At 50.9% G+C, this 17,510-nt stretch carries 15 protein-coding genes and 5 tRNA genes; 8 read left to right on the top strand and 12 right to left on the bottom strand.

Annotated features, from left to right (window positions below; all coding sequences use genetic code 11):
* Position 1: 1 nt before the first annotated feature.
* From CBP31_RS11015 to CBP31_RS11005, 3 genes are read right to left on the bottom strand one after another with little or no spacing between them, the layout of a single operon-like run.
* Positions 2–1,345 (bottom strand): N-acetylmuramoyl-L-alanine amidase, encoded by a 1,344-nt coding sequence (locus CBP31_RS11015; RefSeq protein WP_087037241.1) that lies wholly within the window; start codon positions 1,343–1,345, stop codon positions 2–4.
* Positions 1,342–1,809, bottom strand: a complete 468-nt coding sequence (gene tsaE, locus CBP31_RS11010) for a tRNA (adenosine(37)-N6)-threonylcarbamoyltransferase complex ATPase subunit type 1 TsaE (RefSeq protein WP_087037239.1) — start codon at positions 1,807–1,809, stop codon at positions 1,342–1,344. Before tsaE ends, CBP31_RS11015 begins: the two co-directional genes overlap by 4 nt.
* Positions 1,772–3,433: an NAD(P)H-hydrate dehydratase gene (locus tag CBP31_RS11005; protein WP_087037237.1), complete on the bottom strand. Its 1,662-nt coding sequence runs from the start codon at positions 3,431–3,433 to the stop codon at positions 1,772–1,774. The genes tsaE and CBP31_RS11005 overlap by 38 nt, the downstream gene beginning before the upstream one ends.
* Before the next feature lie 26 nt (positions 3,434–3,459).
* On the opposite strand from CBP31_RS11005, the gene queG reads away from it, so the two are divergent.
* On the top strand, positions 3,460–4,614 hold the full coding sequence (queG, locus tag CBP31_RS11000; protein WP_087037235.1) for a tRNA epoxyqueuosine(34) reductase QueG: 1,155 nt from the start codon (positions 3,460–3,462) through the stop codon (positions 4,612–4,614).
* A gap of 112 nt (positions 4,615–4,726) precedes the next feature.
* Positions 4,727–5,017, top strand: coding sequence for a hypothetical protein (locus CBP31_RS10995; RefSeq protein WP_087037233.1), 291 nt, complete (start codon positions 4,727–4,729; stop codon positions 5,015–5,017).
* Positions 5,018–5,091: 74 nt separating this feature from the next.
* On the opposite strand, the gene CBP31_RS10990 is transcribed toward CBP31_RS10995, so the two are convergent.
* The 6 genes from CBP31_RS10990 to orn all read right to left on the bottom strand — a co-directional run bounded on the left by CBP31_RS10990 (position 5,092) and on the right by orn (position 6,663).
* Positions 5,092–5,167: transfer RNA gene (locus tag CBP31_RS10990), tRNA-Gly, on the bottom strand.
* Between the two features lie 69 nt (positions 5,168–5,236).
* Positions 5,237–5,312, bottom strand: a tRNA-Gly gene (locus CBP31_RS10985).
* Between the two features lie 65 nt (positions 5,313–5,377).
* Positions 5,378–5,453 (bottom strand) — tRNA-Gly (locus CBP31_RS10980).
* 154 nt (positions 5,454–5,607) lie between these two features.
* Positions 5,608–5,683, bottom strand: a tRNA-Gly gene (locus tag CBP31_RS10975).
* A 53-nt stretch (positions 5,684–5,736) separates the two neighbouring features.
* Positions 5,737–5,812, bottom strand: a tRNA-Gly gene (locus tag CBP31_RS10970).
* 305 nt (positions 5,813–6,117) lie between these two features.
* Positions 6,118–6,663: an oligoribonuclease gene (orn, locus tag CBP31_RS10965; RefSeq protein ID WP_087037231.1), complete on the bottom strand. Its 546-nt coding sequence runs from the start codon at positions 6,661–6,663 to the stop codon at positions 6,118–6,120.
* An 88-nt stretch (positions 6,664–6,751) separates the two neighbouring features.
* On the opposite strand from orn, the gene rsgA reads away from it, so the two are divergent.
* From rsgA to mscM, 3 genes are all read left to right on the top strand, one after another.
* Positions 6,752–7,789 carry a small ribosomal subunit biogenesis GTPase RsgA gene (gene rsgA, locus CBP31_RS10960; RefSeq protein WP_087037230.1) on the top strand — a complete coding sequence of 346 codons (1,038 nt, stop codon included), beginning with the start codon at positions 6,752–6,754 and terminating at the stop codon, positions 7,787–7,789.
* 113 nt (positions 7,790–7,902) lie between these two features.
* Positions 7,903–8,790, top strand: a complete 888-nt coding sequence (gene asd / locus CBP31_RS10955) for an archaetidylserine decarboxylase (protein ID WP_087037229.1) — start codon at positions 7,903–7,905, stop codon at positions 8,788–8,790.
* A gap of 77 nt (positions 8,791–8,867) precedes the next feature.
* A complete protein-coding gene (mscM, locus tag CBP31_RS10950) occupies positions 8,868–12,233 on the top strand; it encodes a miniconductance mechanosensitive channel MscM (RefSeq protein ID WP_087037228.1) in 3,366 nt (1,121 codons plus the stop codon).
* Positions 12,234–12,512: 279 nt separating this feature from the next.
* On the opposite strand, the gene epmA is transcribed toward mscM, so the two are convergent.
* On the bottom strand, positions 12,513–13,487 hold the full coding sequence (gene epmA, locus CBP31_RS10945) for an elongation factor P--(R)-beta-lysine ligase (protein ID WP_087037227.1): 975 nt from the start codon (positions 13,485–13,487) through the stop codon (positions 12,513–12,515).
* Between the two features lie 132 nt (positions 13,488–13,619).
* The gene (locus CBP31_RS10940) at positions 13,620–14,051 is read right to left on the bottom strand and encodes a VOC family protein (protein ID WP_227875005.1); all 432 of its coding nucleotides are present in this window, start codon (positions 14,049–14,051) and stop codon (positions 13,620–13,622) included.
* 243 nt (positions 14,052–14,294) lie between these two features.
* Here CBP31_RS10940 and CBP31_RS10935 point away from each other — a divergent pair, with 243 nt between their 5' ends.
* Positions 14,295–15,338 (top strand): GMP reductase, encoded by a 1,044-nt coding sequence (locus CBP31_RS10935; RefSeq protein ID WP_087037226.1) that lies wholly within the window; start codon positions 14,295–14,297, stop codon positions 15,336–15,338.
* A 105-nt stretch (positions 15,339–15,443) separates the two neighbouring features.
* Here the strand turns inward: CBP31_RS10935 and efp are convergent, their stop codons facing one another.
* The gene (gene efp, locus CBP31_RS10930) at positions 15,444–16,010 is read right to left on the bottom strand and encodes an elongation factor P (protein ID WP_087037225.1); all 567 of its coding nucleotides are present in this window, start codon (positions 16,008–16,010) and stop codon (positions 15,444–15,446) included.
* A gap of 33 nt (positions 16,011–16,043) precedes the next feature.
* Here efp and epmB point away from each other — a divergent pair, with 33 nt between their 5' ends.
* Positions 16,044–17,078, top strand: a complete 1,035-nt coding sequence (epmB, locus tag CBP31_RS10925) for an EF-P beta-lysylation protein EpmB (RefSeq protein ID WP_087037224.1) — start codon at positions 16,044–16,046, stop codon at positions 17,076–17,078.
* A 70-nt stretch (positions 17,079–17,148) separates the two neighbouring features.
* On the top strand, positions 17,149–17,463 hold the full coding sequence (locus CBP31_RS10920) for a hypothetical protein (protein WP_087037223.1): 315 nt from the start codon (positions 17,149–17,151) through the stop codon (positions 17,461–17,463).
* Positions 17,464–17,510: the final 47 nt, after the last annotated feature.

Below are 17,510 nucleotides of genomic sequence, written 5' to 3'. Positions count from 1 at the left end.
ATCAGCTCCCAGGAATATCCAATACTTGGCCAATTCGTACTACATCGGTACGTAAACTGTTATGACCTTTAAGGCGGCTCATGGTCACTCCATAGCGCTGGGCAATCAGCGATAAGCTTTCACCGCTGCGTACCGTGTGCTTCTGTGCTCGGCCTGTAGACTGGCTGGCCATCATGGTGCCGCTAGGCGGATTTTGGCGGTAATAAGATTTAACGCCATTAAAGACCGCCTGTGCGACCTTTTGTTGGTGATCGGCGGTTAACAACAGCCGCTCTTCTTCGGGGTTAGAAATAAAGCCCGCCTCAATCAACAACGAAGGAATATCAGGAGACTTTAAGACTGCCAAGCTGGCATGTTCAGGCTTGGCCTTGTGTAGGCGCACTACCTTGCCCATGGCACTTAAAATATGCTCACTGATGGCGTAACTGTCGGCGCGAGACTTATCCATCGATAAATCGAGGAAGGTGCGCGTTAAATACGGATTACCATCGGTTTGAGAAATGACTTCCCCCACGCCACCCAACAATTCAGATTGGCGCTCTTGTTTTTCTAACCAGCCGGCCATTTCTCGGTTAGCACGATTAGACGATAACACCCACACGGAAGCGCCACGTGGGCCACTGTTCGCCACACTATCCGCATGAATAGACAGCAATAAGTCGGCACGGCCTTTGCGGGCAATCTCAGACCTTTGGTTGAGGTTTACAAAGTAATCGCCGGTGCGGGTCATGACGGCGCGCATACCGGGTTCTTTATTGATCAAATCCGCCAATCGGCGAGAAATGGCCAAGGTAATGTGCTTTTCACGGTTTTTCTTCGGTCCTATGGCGCCGGGATCTTCACCACCGTGGCCCGCATCAATGGCGATCACCACTTCTTTTCGTCCAGCAGGTGCGGTGTTACGCACGGCTTGCTGGGGTGGGGGCACCGGTTGCACTAAGGGTTGCTGCACGCGTGCGCCATCCGTGTACGGCATATCAATCACCAAGCGGTGGCCGTAATCCCCCGCCGGCGTTAAAGGAAACAGCACTGGGCGCACACTACTCTTCAGCTCAAATACCAATCGATAGCTGTTGGGCGCTTCTGGCTTGCTGTCACGAATTTTGGTTACCAAGGTGCTTTTATTGGCAATGGAATTAAACCGTACGCGGCTCTGGGTATTTTTAAGATCCACCACCAAACGGTGGGGGTTTTGCAACGTAAAGTACTCATATGACGGAGCCGAACTCATATCCAGCACTAGGCGCGTATTGTCTGGCGAGGGCCAAACTCGAATGCTTTGTAACTGATTCGCCCAGGCTGAAACACTGAACCAAAAACAGAGTAATACCAGTATCGCTCTCATGTTGATAGTTTCTCCAATAACGCTTCCCCTACCTGAGTATTAGCCGACAATAGCGCCACGCGTGCCAGCCCCTCATAACGCAAATTGATCTCAAGATCGGCGTTAGGCAATAAGCCATGGCCGCGCTCTGGCCACTCCACTAAACACAGGCTGTCGGGCGTAAAATAATCGCGAATGCCCATATATTCCAGTTCTTCAGGATCGGCGAGACGATATAAATCAAAGTGATACACTTGCCAGCCCGCCACTTGATACGGCTCTACGAGAGTATAGGTAGGGCTTTTTACCTTGCCGACATGCCCCAGCGCTTGGATCACGCCACGACTGAGTGTGGTTTTACCTGCACCTAGATCGCCGTGCAAAAAAATAACAGTGGCAGCACTGAAAGACTGGGCCAGTTTGGTACCGAGCGCCAGCGTTTGCTCTTCATCTGCAAGAGCCAGTTGTAGGGTCTGTGTCGTCATATTTATCATCTTGATTAATCAGGCTTCTGAGTGGTAAGAATAAATCTGCTGCCAACATGCCAAGCTTTCCTTGAGTGGCCGCCATATCACCGGCTAACGCGTGCAAGCAAACAGCCAATGAGGCCGCATTAAACGGCGTTAAACCTTGAGCCATAAGCGCGCCTATGATACCAGATAACACATCGCCCATCCCACCGGAGGCCATGCCGCAATTACCATAATGACATAATCTAACATGGCACTCATCAGCAATCAGGCTACCCGCCCCTTTTAGTACCACCACGCCGCCATATTGCTGCTGTATGGCACGCACTGCCGCCAGCCTATCCGCTTCAACCTCGGCTGCGGTGCAACCCAATAATAACGCTGCCTCTCCCGAATGAGGCGTCAATACCCAAGGCCGAGACGCTACCGCTAACCGTGGATGTTTAGCCAGCCGCCCCTTAGCGAGCAACCCTTTAGGCAGAAATCCTTTACCTAAAAACCACAGCCCGTCCGCATCGATCACCAATGGCTTATCGGTCCCCATGCTAAGCAATGCTTCAGAAAACAGCGCCTGCGCCCAGTCATCGCGCCCCAAGCCTGGGCCCAATACCAGAGTTGATGCCCAATGCCAGTCGTGAAAGTTTGGAAAACTAGCGGTCATTAATTCTGGGCACGTAAGATTCAAACTCGCCTGATGATCTGGATGGCTGAGTAAACGCACCAAGCCTGCACCCGAGCGCAGTGCCGCCTCACCCGCCAGACGAATAGCGCCACTCATGCCAAGATTACCGCCAATCACTAATACTCGCCCTGCTTCGCCTTTATGAGCGCCGCGCCGACGCTGCGGTAACTCTTGTCGCAAATCCGACCAATGCATCAGGCTGGCCACTGGCGTTTCCTGTAATGCAGCTGGAGGCAATATAGAGGCAGGCAAGGCTGCAGGTTCCAATAACGGAGTTTCTAACGCTAAGCCTAACTCCACACCTAAATCTGCCAGCAATAATCGGCCCACGACATCTGGGCCACGGCCGGTGAATAAGCCAAACTTCAAGCCAACCATGCACACCGTTTGTTCAGCCGCCACGGCCACCGTGAGTATGTGGCCGGTATCGGCGCATAAGCCCGAGGGCACATCGATAGCGACCACGGGGGCAAGGTGGCGATTAATATGCTGTATAGCTTGCTCAAACTCCTCGCGCACCGGCCCAACTAAGCCGGTGCCCAATAAGGCGTCAATAATTAAGTCCGGCTCGGGCGCTTGATGCGCTACTGCTGCCAAGCCGCTTATCACGCCGCCTTTTGCCACATATGCGTCTCGGGCGCGGGCCGCATCACCGGTTAAGCGCGCCGCATCACCCATCTGTACTACTTGCACTGAGATGTCGGCGGCTTGCGCTAAGCGCGCCACTATGTAGCCATCACCGGCGTTATTACCGCCACCGGTAAATATCCACCAGCAGCGCGCACTCGGCCAACTTAAGCGGGCTTGGTTGAACACCGCTTGGCCAGCCCGCTCCATCAACTCAAATAAGCTGATACCGGCCGCCGTCGCCGCTTGCCGCTCAAGATTGCGGATCTGCTCCGAACGCCATAAGGATTGTGTTAGACTGTGTGACTTTTCCAGACCGATAATATCCATGGCTACTCCCAAACAATTCCTAAACAATGTCTGATTTTGAGACCTTAGCGCACGATATCAAGCTGTGGGCGGCAGAGCTAGGCTTTAGCCAAGTGGGCATTACTGATACCGACTTAACTGAGCATGAGCCCAAACTGGCCGACTGGCTGGCTAAGGGTTATCACGGTGATATGGAATATATGGCCCGCCACGGCATGATGCGCGCGCGCCCTCATGAGCTGCTGCCCGGCACCGTGCGGGTGATTTCGGTGCGCATGAATTATCTGCCCGAACAAGCCGCCATCGCTCATGTACTCAGTGACCCAACCCTTGGCTACATTAGCCGTTATGCGCTGGGACGTGATTATCATAAGCTGATGCGCCAACGCTTAAAAAAACTGTCGGATCGCATCGAACAAGCGGCGTCTGAATTAGTAGCGCGCCCTTTCGTTGACTCTGCCCCCGTATTAGAGCGCCCCTTAGCGGCCAAGGCCGGTTTAGGCTGGGTGGGCAAGCACTCATTATTAATTAATCGCCAGCAAGGCTCATTTTTCTTTATCGGTGAATTGCTGATAAATTTGCCCTTACCCTTGAGTCAGCAGGTGGATCAGCCCGTAGAAGAGGGCTGCGGCAAGTGTGTGGCCTGTATTACCGCCTGCCCCACCGGCGCCATCGTCGAGCCTTATGTGGTGGACGCGCGGCGCTGCATTTCTTATCTCACCATAGAGCAAGATGGCCCCATTCCACTAGAGCTACGCCCGTTAATGGGCAATCGCATTTATGGCTGTGATGACTGCCAGCTAATCTGCCCTTGGAACAAGTTTACCAAAGCCAGCCAAGAGCCCGACTTCGCCGCCCGCGATAATCTGCATGCGCCCGAATTACTGGCTTTATTTGACTGGAGTGAGGATTACTTTCTTAAGCAAACTGAAGGCAGCCCCATTCGCCGCATTGGCCATCGCCGTTGGTTGCGCAATATCGCCGTCGCCTTAGGCAATGCGCCGGTAAGCCCCACTATTATCTTGGCCTTAGAGCAAAAGCGCTTACAAGACGATCTTGATGAGATGGTACTGGAGCACATTGATTGGGCACTGGCCCAACAAATGGCAGGCTTGGCCAAAGTGGGCCGCAAGACCGAACGTTTGATCCGCGCCGTCGACAAAGGCATGCCCAACCATGCACGTTTTACCGAGCTCAAATAACTCACAATCACTCTCAAATGGGCTGACCAACTAAACGGCTTTCTCTTCTATGCTTGAGCTAAAGGTTTCAATTAAGAGCTGAATTAAGAGCTTAAACGAGAGGAGTGGCCTGATGTCTTTTCATTTAGAGCGCCGTACTCTGTACACCTTGCTCCGTGACTACATGGCCCATTACGGTCAGCTGATTAATAATAATGAGCAGTTGCGGGTGGCACTCACCAATATTGAAGAACTGATCGACTTTGCCTTATACAAAGCAGACATCGCCATTGATGTGGATGCGGCGAAACGCGTTAGTCAGGTGGGTTTGGCCTGGTTAGATTATGTAAAGCGCCATCCAGAGCGCCCTGATGGCTATGCCGCCACGGCAAAGGCAGAGCTAGAAAGCACAGTGATACCTTAATTTAAAATAACGCAGAAAATTTATCTGAAAAACAGCCATAAAAAAACCGACCCTAAGGTCGGTTTTTTTATGTTTGGAGCGGGAAACGAGATTCGAACTCGCGACCCCAACCTTGGCAAGGTTGTGCTCTACCAGCTGAGCTATTCCCGCAGACTTACTTATTACTCAACACGTTTACTTTCAAAACACTGGTCTGGTGAACCCATGTCTTTTTTAATTTGGAGCGGGAAACGAGATTCGAACTCGCGACCCCAACCTTGGCAAGGTTGTGCTCTACCAGCTGAGCTATTCCCGCAGACTTACTTATTACTCAACACGTTTACTTTCAAAACACCGGCCTGGTAGCCCATGTTCTTAATTTGGAGCGGGAAACGAGATTCGAACTCGCGACCCCAACCTTGGCAAGGTTGTGCTCTACCAGCTGAGCTATTCCCGCTAAACTTTCTTTTCTTCTGCGAGCGCTCGCGGCGACCCTCTATCAACTTCAGCAAGGTGGTGTTCTACCTGCTCAGCTACTCCCGCATACTTACTTATTACTCAACACGTTTACTTTCAAAACACCGGTCTGGTGAACCCATGTCTTTTTAATTTGGAGCGGGAAACGAGATTCGAACTCGCGACCCCAACCTTGGCAAGGTTGTGCTCTACCAGCTGAGCTATTCCCGCTAAACTTTCTTTAACTTTTCAAAACACCGGCCTGGTAGCCCATGTTCTTAATTTGGAGCGGGAAACGAGATTCGAACTCGCGACCCCAACCTTGGCAAGGTTGTGCTCTACCAGCTGAGCTATTCCCGCTAAACTTTCTTTTCTTCTGCGAGCGGTCGCGGCGACCCTCTATCAACTTCAGCAAGGTGGTGCTCTACCCGCTCAGCTATTCCCGCAAAATCTGGTCTTACTTAAATATCTGCTACAAGTCGTAACCGGTGGCGTTAATAATTACCAGTGGCTACGGGATGCGAATTATACGAGCGGACTGATCGAATGCAAGACCTTTTTTCGTCTTAGGCTGCCGTTTGGCTACTTACTCGACAAATCCGCCATTTTTGCTTAAATCTTGAGCTTTTATCGTAATCTTAGATGTTAACTCTTATATCTTAACCTTAGATCTTAAAGACTGTCTTACGATAAAACTGCAGCTCGGCTATCGACTCGCGAATGTCGTCCAGCGCCTGATGACTGCCCTTTTTAGTAAATTGATCTAATAATTCAGGCTGCCAGCGGCGCACTAGCTCTTTAATGGTGCTCACATCAATACTGCGGTAATGGAAGAAAGCTTCCAGCTCCGGCATATGGCGCACCAAAAAGCGACGGTCTTGACCTATGGTATTGCCACACAAGGGAGATGTTTGCTCTGGCACCCATTGGCGTAAAAACGCTAAGGTTTGGGCAATGGCTTCCCCTTCGCACACTTGGCTGGCTTTAACCCGTGCCACTAGCCCAGAGCCGGTGTGGGTATTTACATTCCAATCATCCATTTTTGCCAGCTCGGCTTCATCTTGGTAAATCGCCAGCACTGGGCCTTCGGCTAAAATGTTCAGCTCTTTATCGGTAATGATGGAGGCTATTTCAATTATCTTATGTTCATCCGGCTCAAGACCGGTCATTTCCAGATCGATCCAAACCAGATTTTCTGCATGTACGCTCATATTATCTCGCAAAGCTCGGTGGCAATAAGGACAAGTTGAAACAGGAAAGTGTATCATAGCGGCTTATAAATACCGATTTAGGAATATCATGACCAAGAGAAAAAAGCTCAACCAAGGCCAGTCCCGGCGGGTCAGTGATAATCACAACCGCCGCCTCAAGCGCAATGCCGCCGATACCATAGACGACAGCCAGCTAGGTCCTCAACAAGATGGGCTGGTGATCAGCCGTTTTGGCCAGCATGCCGACATAGAAGACAGCGAGCAGCAAATTCATCGCTGCAACTTAAGGCGCACCATCGGCTCTATCGTCACCGGCGATAAGGTCGCCTGGCGCCCCGGCATAGACACCAGCCAAGGCATTAGCGGCGTGGTTGAGGCAATACATCCGAGAAAAACCGTCCTCACCCGCCCTGACTTCTACGACGGCGTTAAGCCGGTCGCGGCCAATATCGACCAAATAGTATTGGTCTCTTCAGTGCTGCCAGAGCTGAGCTGTCATGTAATAGACCGCTATTTAGTGGCGGCCGAAGATGTGGATATGCCGCCTATGATAGTGCTGAACAAGGTGGACTTGTTAACCACAGCAGAGCGCGCGCACGCCGAAAAGCTGCTGCAACGCTATTGTGATATTGGCTATCAAGTGCTGTATGTGAGCTGCGACACCGGCGAAGGGCTGGAAGAGCTCAAGCAAGCGTTCAACAACCATATTAGTATTTTTGTTGGTCAGTCTGGCGTAGGTAAGTCGTCCATCGTCAATGCAGTAATGCCAGAGGTGGGCGCCGTCACCGGTGCTATATCTGATAACTCAGGTCTGGGCCAACATACCACCACCACAGCACGGCTGTATCACTTCCCCTCGGGCGGATCTTTAATAGACTCACCGGGTATTCGGGAATTTTCCCTCTGGCATTTGGCACCCGAGCGCGTGGCCTGGTGTTTTCGCGAGTTTCGTGACTACTTGGGTGGCTGTCGCTTTCGCGATTGCAAGCATGGCAAAGATCCAGGTTGCTTGTTACAAGAAGCCACAGCAGATGGCCGCATTCACCCTGAACGTTTAGAAAGCTATCACCGTATTATGGCGGCCATGGCTGATAAGCCGACGCGCCATCACCCTAATTCGCTGTGATTTATGCACTGTTTTCGTTCATTTAAGCAGTGACACCATTATTAAGCCACCTACACGTGGCTTAATACTCATTCACTTAACACAGTAAAAAGTACCTTTTCGGAAACATATCAATGACAGACCATTTAAAGATTTTACTGCAATATTTAATGCCCAAGCACTTAGTCTCGCGCTTGGTAGGTCGGTTAGCCGCCAGAGAAGGCGGTCGCCTGTCTCAATGGATGATCACCCGTTTTATTCGCCAATATCAGGTCAATATGAGCGAGGCCTTGCATGAAGACCCTGCTCACTACGCCAGCTTTAACGACTTTTTTACCCGTGCGCTCAAAGCCGATGCGCGCCCTGTAGTAGAAGATACACAAGTACTGGCCATGCCCGTAGATGGCGCTATTAGTCAGTTAGCACCGATTCAGCAAGGCCGCATTATTCAGGCGAAAGGCCATGACTATAGCGCTCGCACCCTGCTCGGTGGCGATAAAGCGCTGGCCGCGCCTTTTATGGGCGGCGACTTCGCGACCATTTACTTGGCGCCCAAAGATTATCACCGTATTCATATGCCACTCGATGGCGTATTGAAAACCATGATTTATGTGCCCGGCGAATTATTTTCGGTCAATCCGCTGACCGCCTCTCGCGTGCCTGAGCTATTTGCCCGTAACGAGCGCGTGGTCTGCCTGTTTGATACCGCAGCCGGCCCCATGGCCATGGTGTTAGTGGGTGCGACCATAGTCGCCAGCATCGAAACCGTGTGGGCAGGTACCGTCACGCCGCCCGCAGGAAAACGTATTCAACGTTGGGATTACGAACCAGAAACTGCGCCGCGCTTAGCCAAAGGTGACGAGATGGGCCGCTTTAAGTTGGGCAGCACAGTGGTGTGCTTGTTTGCCCCAGAACAAGTCAGCTTGGCTGAGCACTTGTTACCCGGCACCCCCACGCGCATGGGCACCGAGTTTGGTACCCTTAACTCAGCAAGCATTGAGCATGAATTAGATAATAATTAAACTAGCTACGCCAGAAAGCTATTGACCGCGGCAGTACTCTGCCGCGGTTTGATGTTTCTTTTTATTGAGAGCCCGCCGTGTTTGCGCCCATCCTAGTATTGCTAACCTTATTATTTTCCGCTCCCATATTGGCCGATCAAAACGTCGCCGATATTGAGGCGCTCTTGGCTGAGATCCCTGAAGGGGAGCAGCCAGAGCTAAAGAAACTGCGGGAAGACTACAATCAGGCGCTGCAACTGGTGCGCGAAGGCGATCGCTACAAAGAACAAGCCAAAGGTTATCAGTCCTTTATGGAGGGCTACCCGGCGGCACTGAAAGTGCTTGAAAAAGAGCAAGCCGATCTAAAGCCTGCCGATCTCACCTTTATCTCAGAGCTGGATGAAGAAGCCGCTCAGCAAGAATTAGTCGAAACCCAAGCCAAGCGCTTAGGCATTAGACGCCAGCGTGAGGAGCTAACCAACGCATTAAACTTGCAAGAATTAAGTAACACCGGCCTGCATGACTTGCTTGATGAATTGCGCCAGCAAATGCGGGACACCCAACAGTCACTGGATAAACTGCAATTTGCCGACACCCGTGGCCGCAAAGAAACCGCCATTCGCACCCTAGTATTGGCCCGTGAACAACACCTGCAACACCGCATTCAAGCTCTTGAATTAGAAGAACTATCTTCCAGTAATAAAGACACCATCAGCCGCATAAAATTAGATATTTTGCAGCGCCAGTTACAAAATTCCGACGCTAAAATAGAGGCGCTACAACAACGGCAAAATGAATTACGCCGCGCCATCACCCAAGAAGCAATTGAGGAAAGCGATCGTTTGCTCAATGAAGTCGCAAGTGACGCCCAGTTACTCGTAGAACAACAAACCGTCAACCAACGCTTATCGGCGTTATTAAATGAAAAAAGTCGCGACGTTGAAGCGCTGCAATTAGAATACCAAACCGTGGAGCGCGCCGCCTCCGAGCTGACCGACATGAAAGCCAATCTCAAAGATCAGCTAGAATGGCTGCAGGTGAGTCGAGGCTTTGGCGAAAACTTGCGTAACCGGCTCAGCGAGTTGCCCGCACCCTACTCATTAGCACAGTTAGAATCGCGCATCGTGCAAAGTCGCGTCGATAAATACGGCTATCAAGAGACCCTCGATAACCTCAGAAACAATAACTATCGCACCGAGCTGCTACTCAGCGACAAAGCGCAAAACATTACCGAGACCCAACGCTTACAAGTGGATGAGCTGTTAGCCACCCAGCAACGTTTATTGGAGCGGTTAGTCAGCGCCACCGACAATCAAATTCATGAACAAACCCGTCTTAAAGTGGCCTATAGCCGACAAAATAACCAGCTTCAAGAAATTCGCGCCCTCACCGATGAGCGCTTGTTTTGGCTGCCAGATTTGCGCCCCATTGGTAGCCAGTTCCCCAGCGCCATTATAGAAACCTTCGGCTGGTTGCTGACACTGTCCACTTGGACTGCCGTCCCCCAGACCTTAATGCAACAAAGTGGCGCCAGCTTAACCCTATATGGCTTAAGCTCCCTGCTAGTTATCTATTTGGGTGTGATGAGTCGGCGCAGCTTACGCGCCTATTTAGCACGCATTAGCCCACACATTGGCAACGTAACCCAAGACAGATACGACTACACCTTCAATACTCTGCTGCTAAGCTTGCTCACGGCCATGCCGATACCGGCGCTGTTATCTTTGCTCGGTAATGCCATTAATTCCCCTTGGGCGCCCCCAGTGGTGGTGGCACTGGCCAATGGCTTAACACAATTAATGTTGCCGGTGTTTATCTTGCTGTGTGCCCGTAATTTGATGCTGAGTAATGGCTTATTGATCGTGCATTTTAACCTGCCCCACGACCGAGTGCGCCGCATTTGGGGCCGTTTTCAAAACCTCATGTTGTCACTGCTGCCCGCCTTATTAGTCTTATATCTGGCACGGGATTATCAGGAATTTTCGATATACGACACCCTAGGTCGACTCAGCTTTGTCATTATCTGCCTGCTAACCAGCCTGTTTTCATGGCGCATGTACCGAGAAGATTTGCCGCTATTAGTCTCGCCCCCGCGCCAAGACCATCTCAATGTGGTGAACCATCTACTGTGGGCCGTATTAATTATCTCACCGTTATTGGCCTTAATAGCGGCGCTCATGGGCTATTTATTTACCGCCCACACCCTGCTACGCCAACTGGAAGTCTCAGTATTGGTCGGCATGGGTTTCTTAATGTTTTATTACTTAGTGCGTCGCTGGATGCTGATCCAACGCCGCCGACTGGCCTTTGATCGCGCCAAAACTAAACGCGCGGAAATCTTGGCCCAACGTAAAGAAAAAGATGAAATCACAGACGGGACTTTAAGTAGTCCTAGCCCAGAGGCAGAAGCCGCCGCCGTAGATGAAGTTGACTTGGATACCATCAGCGCGCAGTCGTTAGGCTTGTTACGCTCCGCACTGATGCTGGGCTTCTTACTCAGCCTAATGCTGCTGTGGTCGGAAATTAATACCGCCTTTAGCTTTCTCGACAGCATAGAAGTGTGGCAGGTCTCCAGTTCGCTGGCCGGTGAAGACTCCCTGACGCCCATTTCACTCAAAGACTTAGTGCTCACCTTGTTCGTGATAGTGCTGACCTGGATAACGGCGCGCAACTTACCCGGCCTGATGGAGCTCAGCGTCTTACAGCACATCGACTTATCACCCGGCACCGGCTTTGCCATTACCACTATCTCTAAATACATAGTGCTGATCATTGGTGCTTTCACCACCTTTGGCATGCTCGGCATCGACTGGTCAAAAACCCAGTGGCTAGTGGCCGCGCTCTCGGTAGGCTTAGGTTTTGGTTTACAGGAAATTTTTGCCAATTTCGTATCAGGTTTGATTATCTTATTTGAAAAGCCAATCCGTATCGGCGACACCGTCACCATTCGCGAGCTAACCGGCACTATTTCTAAAATCAAAACCCGCGCCACTACCATAGTCGACTGGGACAGACGCGAAATTATCGTACCCAACAAAGCCTTTATTACCGAGCAATTTGTGAACTGGTCACTCTCGGACGCCATCACTCGGGTGCGCTTAATGGTACGGGTACGACTGGATGCGGACATAGATCTAGTGCAGCGCATTACCTATGAAGCCATCGAAGAGTGCAGCCGCATTCTTGACTCACCAGCGCCAGAGGTGTTTTTGGTGGAGCTAACCGACTCGGCGCTGGTTTACGAAGTACGAGTGTATGTGGAAGACATGAGTTATCGCATGCCGATGACCCATGAACTGCATAATTTATTGCTGACACGCTTGCGTAAACACGACATTAAAATACCGCACCAGCAAGTAGATATTCGCCTCTTAGGTGAGCAACAGATGAACGCTATGCTAAAAGCGGCGGACTTAAAGCCAAGCGGCTTAACACCGAAATCGCCCAGCAAAGCCAGCGACTAAGGGCGGAGGTTCACTGGCAGCCGCCGACGTGAAAGAGTGTCCTTTCAAGCAACTGCGATTGTTTATCAGCGTGGCGAAAGAAGCGGTTTAAGTCGCGCCGCCGAGTTGCCGGTGTCGCTTGAGTGAGTGAGGTAGTCAGGTAGTGAGGTAGTGAGGTAGTGAGGTAGTGAGTGAGGTTTAGTTTTAAGCTTCAGCCTTAATTTAAAAACCTGTTTGCTGGACTGCAAACAGGTTTTTTTATGCGAATTTTATCACGACTAACCAGTATTAAGCCGCCGCTCAAGCGCGCGTTACTGGGAAAGCAATTACCTGCTCAAGAGATTCGGCACCCAACGCCAGCATCACCAAGCGATCGATGCCCAGCGCCACACCGGCGCACTGGGGTAAACCGTGGGCTAATGCCGCCAGTAAATACTCATCAATCGGTCGTATGGCCAAACCTCGCTCGGCACGCTCTTGATTATCCAGCTCAAAGCGCTGACGCTGCTCATGAGCATCGGTCAGCTCATGAAAGCCATTCGCCAGCTCTATGCCCTTAAAATACACTTCAAAGCGTTCTGCCACGCGGGAATCTCGAGGATTAATGCGCGCCAAGGCCGCTTGGCTAGCAGGGAAATCATAGACAAAACACGGTACCTGTTGGCCAATGCGCGGTTCAACGCCAAAGGCAAATAACAGCTGTAACAGGGTGTCTCTGTGGCTTTCTATAGCCAGCAAATCATCGGCGCCTAAACCCAAACCTGCACGGCGTAGCTCATCTAACGAGGCCGTAAGTGGGCAGACGCCCAAGGTTTCTATAAAGGCCTGCTGATAGCTGATTCGAGTGGGGATTTCCACAGCCAACACCAATTGCAGTAAGTCAGCCATTTCATCCATCAAGGCTTGATGATCAAAGCCGGGTCTGTACCATTCCAGCATGGTGAATTCAGGGTTATGCAGCCGGCCTGCTTCTTCGTTACGATAAGCTTTAGCAATCTGATAGATAGCGCCGTAGCCCGCCGCGAGCAGGCGTTTCATGTGAAATTCAGGGGAGGTTTGCAGGTACAACGCCAGTCCATTTGCTTGGCCTGGACCCACAAAGCGCGTGGTAAAATTATGCAGGTGCACATCGGTCACACCGGCGCTGGCCATAGTGGGCGTGTCCACTTCCAGTACATTACGGTCGGCAAAAAACAGACGAATCCGTGCTAAAATTTGTGCTCTTTGTTGCAGAAAAGCCAGCGGTGCGGTCGGCGACCAAGCGATAGAAGTCATGAGGCGAGTCCAAAATAACTGGATGTTACCCCTAACCCGCCCTGAAATGAAAGCTGAGACAGCAGCAAGCGCCCAGCTAATTTAACAGCTGAGTTAGCCAGACAATATGAATTATCAGGTAACGGCTATGGGTTATTTAACGACTCGCTCTGGTAGATGACAGCCTTTTAGCTCCACTTGGTTGCCTTCAGGATCGTACAGATAAATCGATAACCCCTCGCCTTGTGCCCCAACGCGCAACACGGGTTGTTCATGAATCACGCCGTTTCTTTTTAAATGCGCACACAAGGAGGACACTTCAAAGGGCGACACCAGCAAGCAAAAATGGTCCATATTCGCCCTGCATTGATCCGCAGGGCCACCGTCGCGCCCTAACGGGCCTTGAATATCAATTAAATCAACCAGATGATTACCGGCTCGCAACTGATACAAGCCCAAATCCGCTACTTCTCGCTCCAGCTTGCACCCCAAGACTCGGCAATAAAAATCCAGCATCCGCATGGGCTGCCTGACTCTTAGCGCCAAGTGGTCTAGCCCCAACACTTCAAACATCGCCTTAGTCATAATGCATTCCTCACCCGCTCTGCATCGCACAACGTCAACATTGGTTAAAATAACAGCAGACACCTTCAATCATAGACGGTTACTGGCTTTCATTGCATTGCTTGGCCAAAACGCGCAATTTAATTCCTGATTATTCGGTCAAGAGTGTTGCAAAATATTTTCAGAAACCTAGAATGCTGAAAACCGGGGGCCTAAGAAACTCCCGGTTTTTTTGTGCCTGTCACTTTTTAAGGGAATATCCCAATGCGTATTGAAGAAGACTTGAAACTGGGCTTTAGCGATGTATTGTTCCGTCCTAAGCGCTCAACCCTTAACAGCCGTTCTCAAGTAGAGCTCAACCGCGAGTTTATGTTTAAGCATTCTGGTCGCAGCTGGTCTGGTGTGCCACTTATTGCCGCTAACATGGACACGGTCGCGACTTTCTCTATGACCCGAGCACTGGCAAAGCACGATATTCTTACCGCCGTGCACAAACACTACTCAGTCGCCGAGTGGCAGGCCTTTGTTGAAGGCGAAACGACCGAAACATTGCAACATGTGATCGTTTCTAGTGGTATTTCTGACAAAGATTTTGAGAAGTTGCAGCAGATTTTAGCGCTGTCTGATGAGCTAAACTTTATCTGCATCGACGTGGCCAACGGCTACAGCGAGCACTTCGCGTCTTTTGTTAGCCGCGCGCGCAAAGAATTTCCAAAGCACACCATTATTGCCGGTAACGTCGTCACCGGTGAAATGGTAGAAGAGCTGATTTTATCCGGTGCCGACATCGTTAAAGTGGGCATAGGCCCAGGCTCTGTGTGCACCACCCGCGTGAAAACCGGTGTGGGTTATCCGCAGCTGTCTGCCATTATCGAGTGTGCTGATGCAGCTCACGGTTTAGGTGGCCAGATCATCGGTGACGGCGGTTGTACTTGCCCAGGTGACGTAGCCAAAGCCTTTGGTGGCGGTGCAGACTTTGTGATGTTAGGTGGCATGTTAGCCGCTCACGAAGAGTGTGGTGGCGAGCTGGTTGAGCGCGACGGTAAAACCTACATGAACTTCTATGGCATGAGCTCATCAAGCGCCATGGACAAGCACTCAGGTGGTGTGGCCAAGTATCGCGCCGCAGAAGGTAAAACCGTGCAGTTGGCTTATCGTGGCCCAGTAGAAGACACCATTCAAGATATCTTGGGTGGCGTACGCTCTACTTGTACTTATGTGGGTGCAGCCCGTTTAAAAGAGCTGACCAAGCGCACTACTTTTATCCGTGTACGTGAGCAAGAAAATAACGTCTACGGTAAAGAGTAAGGCGTGAGGCGTGAGGGGATTTTTCTCCTCATCCTCTACGCCTCACTCCGCACGCAATAAAAAACGGCACCCAGGGGTGCCGTTTTTATTCGCAAGGCTTGATACTTACTTTACGCGTGATACGTATTCACCTGAGCGGGTGTCTACTTTCAACACTTCGCCGATTTGAATAAACAACGGTACTCGTACTACAGCACCGGTCACCAAGGTTGCAGGCTTACCACCGGTACCGGCAGTGTCACCTTTTAGGCCGGGATCAGTTTCAGCCACTTCTAACTCAACGAAGTTAGGCGCTGTGACTGAAATGGTCGAGCCATTCCACAATGTGAGTGTGCATACGTCTTGTTCTTTGAGCCACAGCTTAGTATCGCCTACCGCTTTCTCATCGGCAGCCAACTGCTCAAAGGTGGTGTTATCCATAAAGTGGTAAAACTCACCATCGTTATACAGATACGCCATTTCCATATCGATCACATCGGCCGCATCAAAGGTTTCGCCGGACTTAAAGGTTTTTTCCAGCTGTTTACCGTTAAGTAGACGACGTAATTTAACGCGGTTAAATGCTTGACCTTTACCTGGCTTAACAAATTCGTTTTCAACGATAGCGCAAGGCTCACCGTCCAACATAATTTTTAGGCCAGCGCGGAAATCATTGGTATTATAAGAGGCCATGTTACCCTCGTGAGTTTGACAGAGTTGCAGAAAATGCCGGCAATCATACCCCTAAAACAGGGAAATTTACATATTAACTGGCAAAAAGAACTGGGCCAGGCCTTTACTTCTCCCGAGCAGCTGTTGGGCTACTTAAAAATAGACGCCGCACCTTGGCAAGCAGGCTTTGCCGCGCGGCGCTTGTTTCCCATGCGCGTACCGCGCCCCTTTGCCGATAAAATGGTTAAAGGCGATGCAAATGATCCGCTACTGCGCCAAGTGCTGCCCTTAGGTGATGAATTTGCTGACGTGCCGGGTTTTGTGACCGATCCGCTTGATGAGCACGACAGCGCTCTGCCCGGCTTATTGCACAAATATCGCTCGCGGGTGTTGCTCGTGGTGCGGGGCGGCTGTGCTATAAATTGCCGCTATTGTTTTCGCCGCCACTTTCCCTATGCAGAAAACAGCCCAGATCAAGCGGGTTGGCAGGCGGCATTAGCCTACATAGCCGCGCACCCAGAGATTAACGAAGTGATCCTCTCCGGTGGCGATCCATTAATGGCCAAAGATAACCACCTAGCCCACTTATTTGCAGAGCTCTCTGCTATCCCGCACCTGAAGCGGCTGCGCATTCATACGCGTTTACCCGTGGTAATACCCGCGCGCCTCACCGATGGATTACGTGAGCTTCTAAGCAATAGTCGCCTGCAAGCGGTTATGGTGTTGCACATCAATCATGCCAATGAGCTAGATGATGACTTGAGCCAGCGGCTCAACAGTTGGCGTCAAGCGGGCATTACCCTGCTCAATCAAAGCGTACTGCTGGCGGGCGTAAATGATGACGCTGACACTTTATGCGCATTGTCGGAGCGACTGTTTAGCGCCGGCATCTTGCCCTATTATCTGCATCAGTTAGATAAGGTGGCGGGAGCTGCACACTTTGCCGTAAGTGACGCTAAGGCCAAAGCACTGATGGCTGAGCTGCTCGCTGAATTACCGGGATTTTTAGTGCCTAAATTGGTGCGCGAAATTGGCGGCGAAGCTAATAAAACGCCCATTGATTTAGGGCTAGAGCCAACACAGAGCTAAAGACTAGCGGACTTAATCTTTAGAAATTTTTATCATTAATTGATGCGGCTTAGCCGTTAAAGGAAACCCTATGCACGACGCCGTTACTACTAAGTTAAATGACACCCTAAAAGAGCTGTATCACATGGCGATTGATGCAGATAAAAAGCTGGCCGAGCTGCGTACTAAAGGTCAGGCCAAGTTCAATGCCGTGTTGCGTGAAGACAGCCAGTTTATTACCAAAGCCGACCATTTTTTACCCTACGTGGCCGAGCTGGTAGAAGAGTTGGAAATACTGATCACTGTGAGTGAGCAAGAGTATCAAGCACTGCTTTCGCGCATGGTGCATAAAATTCAGTTACTGGCCGAAACGCTGCAGCAATTTATGCGCCTGCCCTCGGCGTGAGGCGTGAGGAAAATACCTTTGCCTAGCATGGCTCATGTTTCTCTCTA

The organism is Oceanisphaera profunda, assembly GCF_002157895.1.
Taxonomy (GTDB): Bacteria; Pseudomonadota; Gammaproteobacteria; order Enterobacterales; family Aeromonadaceae; genus Oceanimonas; species Oceanimonas profunda.
This window is presented reverse-complemented; position numbering and strand designations above follow the sequence as displayed.

Coding starts and splice junctions, on each gene's coding strand:
- rsgA (WP_087037230.1), top strand. CDS start 6,752: ATGACCAAGAGAAAAAAGCTCAACCAAGGCCAGTCCCGGCGGGTCAGT.
- CBP31_RS10940 (WP_227875005.1), bottom strand. CDS start 14,051: ATGACTAAGGCGATGTTTGAAGTGTTGGGGCTAGACCACTTGGCGCTA.
- epmA (WP_087037227.1), bottom strand. CDS start 13,487: ATGACTTCTATCGCTTGGTCGCCGACCGCACCGCTGGCTTTTCTGCAA.
- CBP31_RS10935 (WP_087037226.1), top strand. CDS start 14,295: ATGCGTATTGAAGAAGACTTGAAACTGGGCTTTAGCGATGTATTGTTC.
- tsaE (WP_087037239.1), bottom strand. CDS start 1,809: ATGACGACACAGACCCTACAACTGGCTCTTGCAGATGAAGAGCAAACG.
- CBP31_RS11015 (WP_087037241.1), bottom strand. CDS start 1,345: ATGAGAGCGATACTGGTATTACTCTGTTTTTGGTTCAGTGTTTCAGCC.
- CBP31_RS10920 (WP_087037223.1), top strand. CDS start 17,149: ATGCACGACGCCGTTACTACTAAGTTAAATGACACCCTAAAAGAGCTG.
- efp (WP_087037225.1), bottom strand. CDS start 16,010: ATGGCCTCTTATAATACCAATGATTTCCGCGCTGGCCTAAAAATTATG.
- orn (WP_087037231.1), bottom strand. CDS start 6,663: ATGAGCGTACATGCAGAAAATCTGGTTTGGATCGATCTGGAAATGACC.
- asd (WP_087037229.1), top strand. CDS start 7,903: ATGACAGACCATTTAAAGATTTTACTGCAATATTTAATGCCCAAGCAC.
- queG (WP_087037235.1), top strand. CDS start 3,460: ATGTCTGATTTTGAGACCTTAGCGCACGATATCAAGCTGTGGGCGGCA.
- epmB (WP_087037224.1), top strand. CDS start 16,044: ATGCCGGCAATCATACCCCTAAAACAGGGAAATTTACATATTAACTGG.
- CBP31_RS10995 (WP_087037233.1), top strand. CDS start 4,727: ATGTCTTTTCATTTAGAGCGCCGTACTCTGTACACCTTGCTCCGTGAC.
- CBP31_RS11005 (WP_087037237.1), bottom strand. CDS start 3,433: ATGGATATTATCGGTCTGGAAAAGTCACACAGTCTAACACAATCCTTA.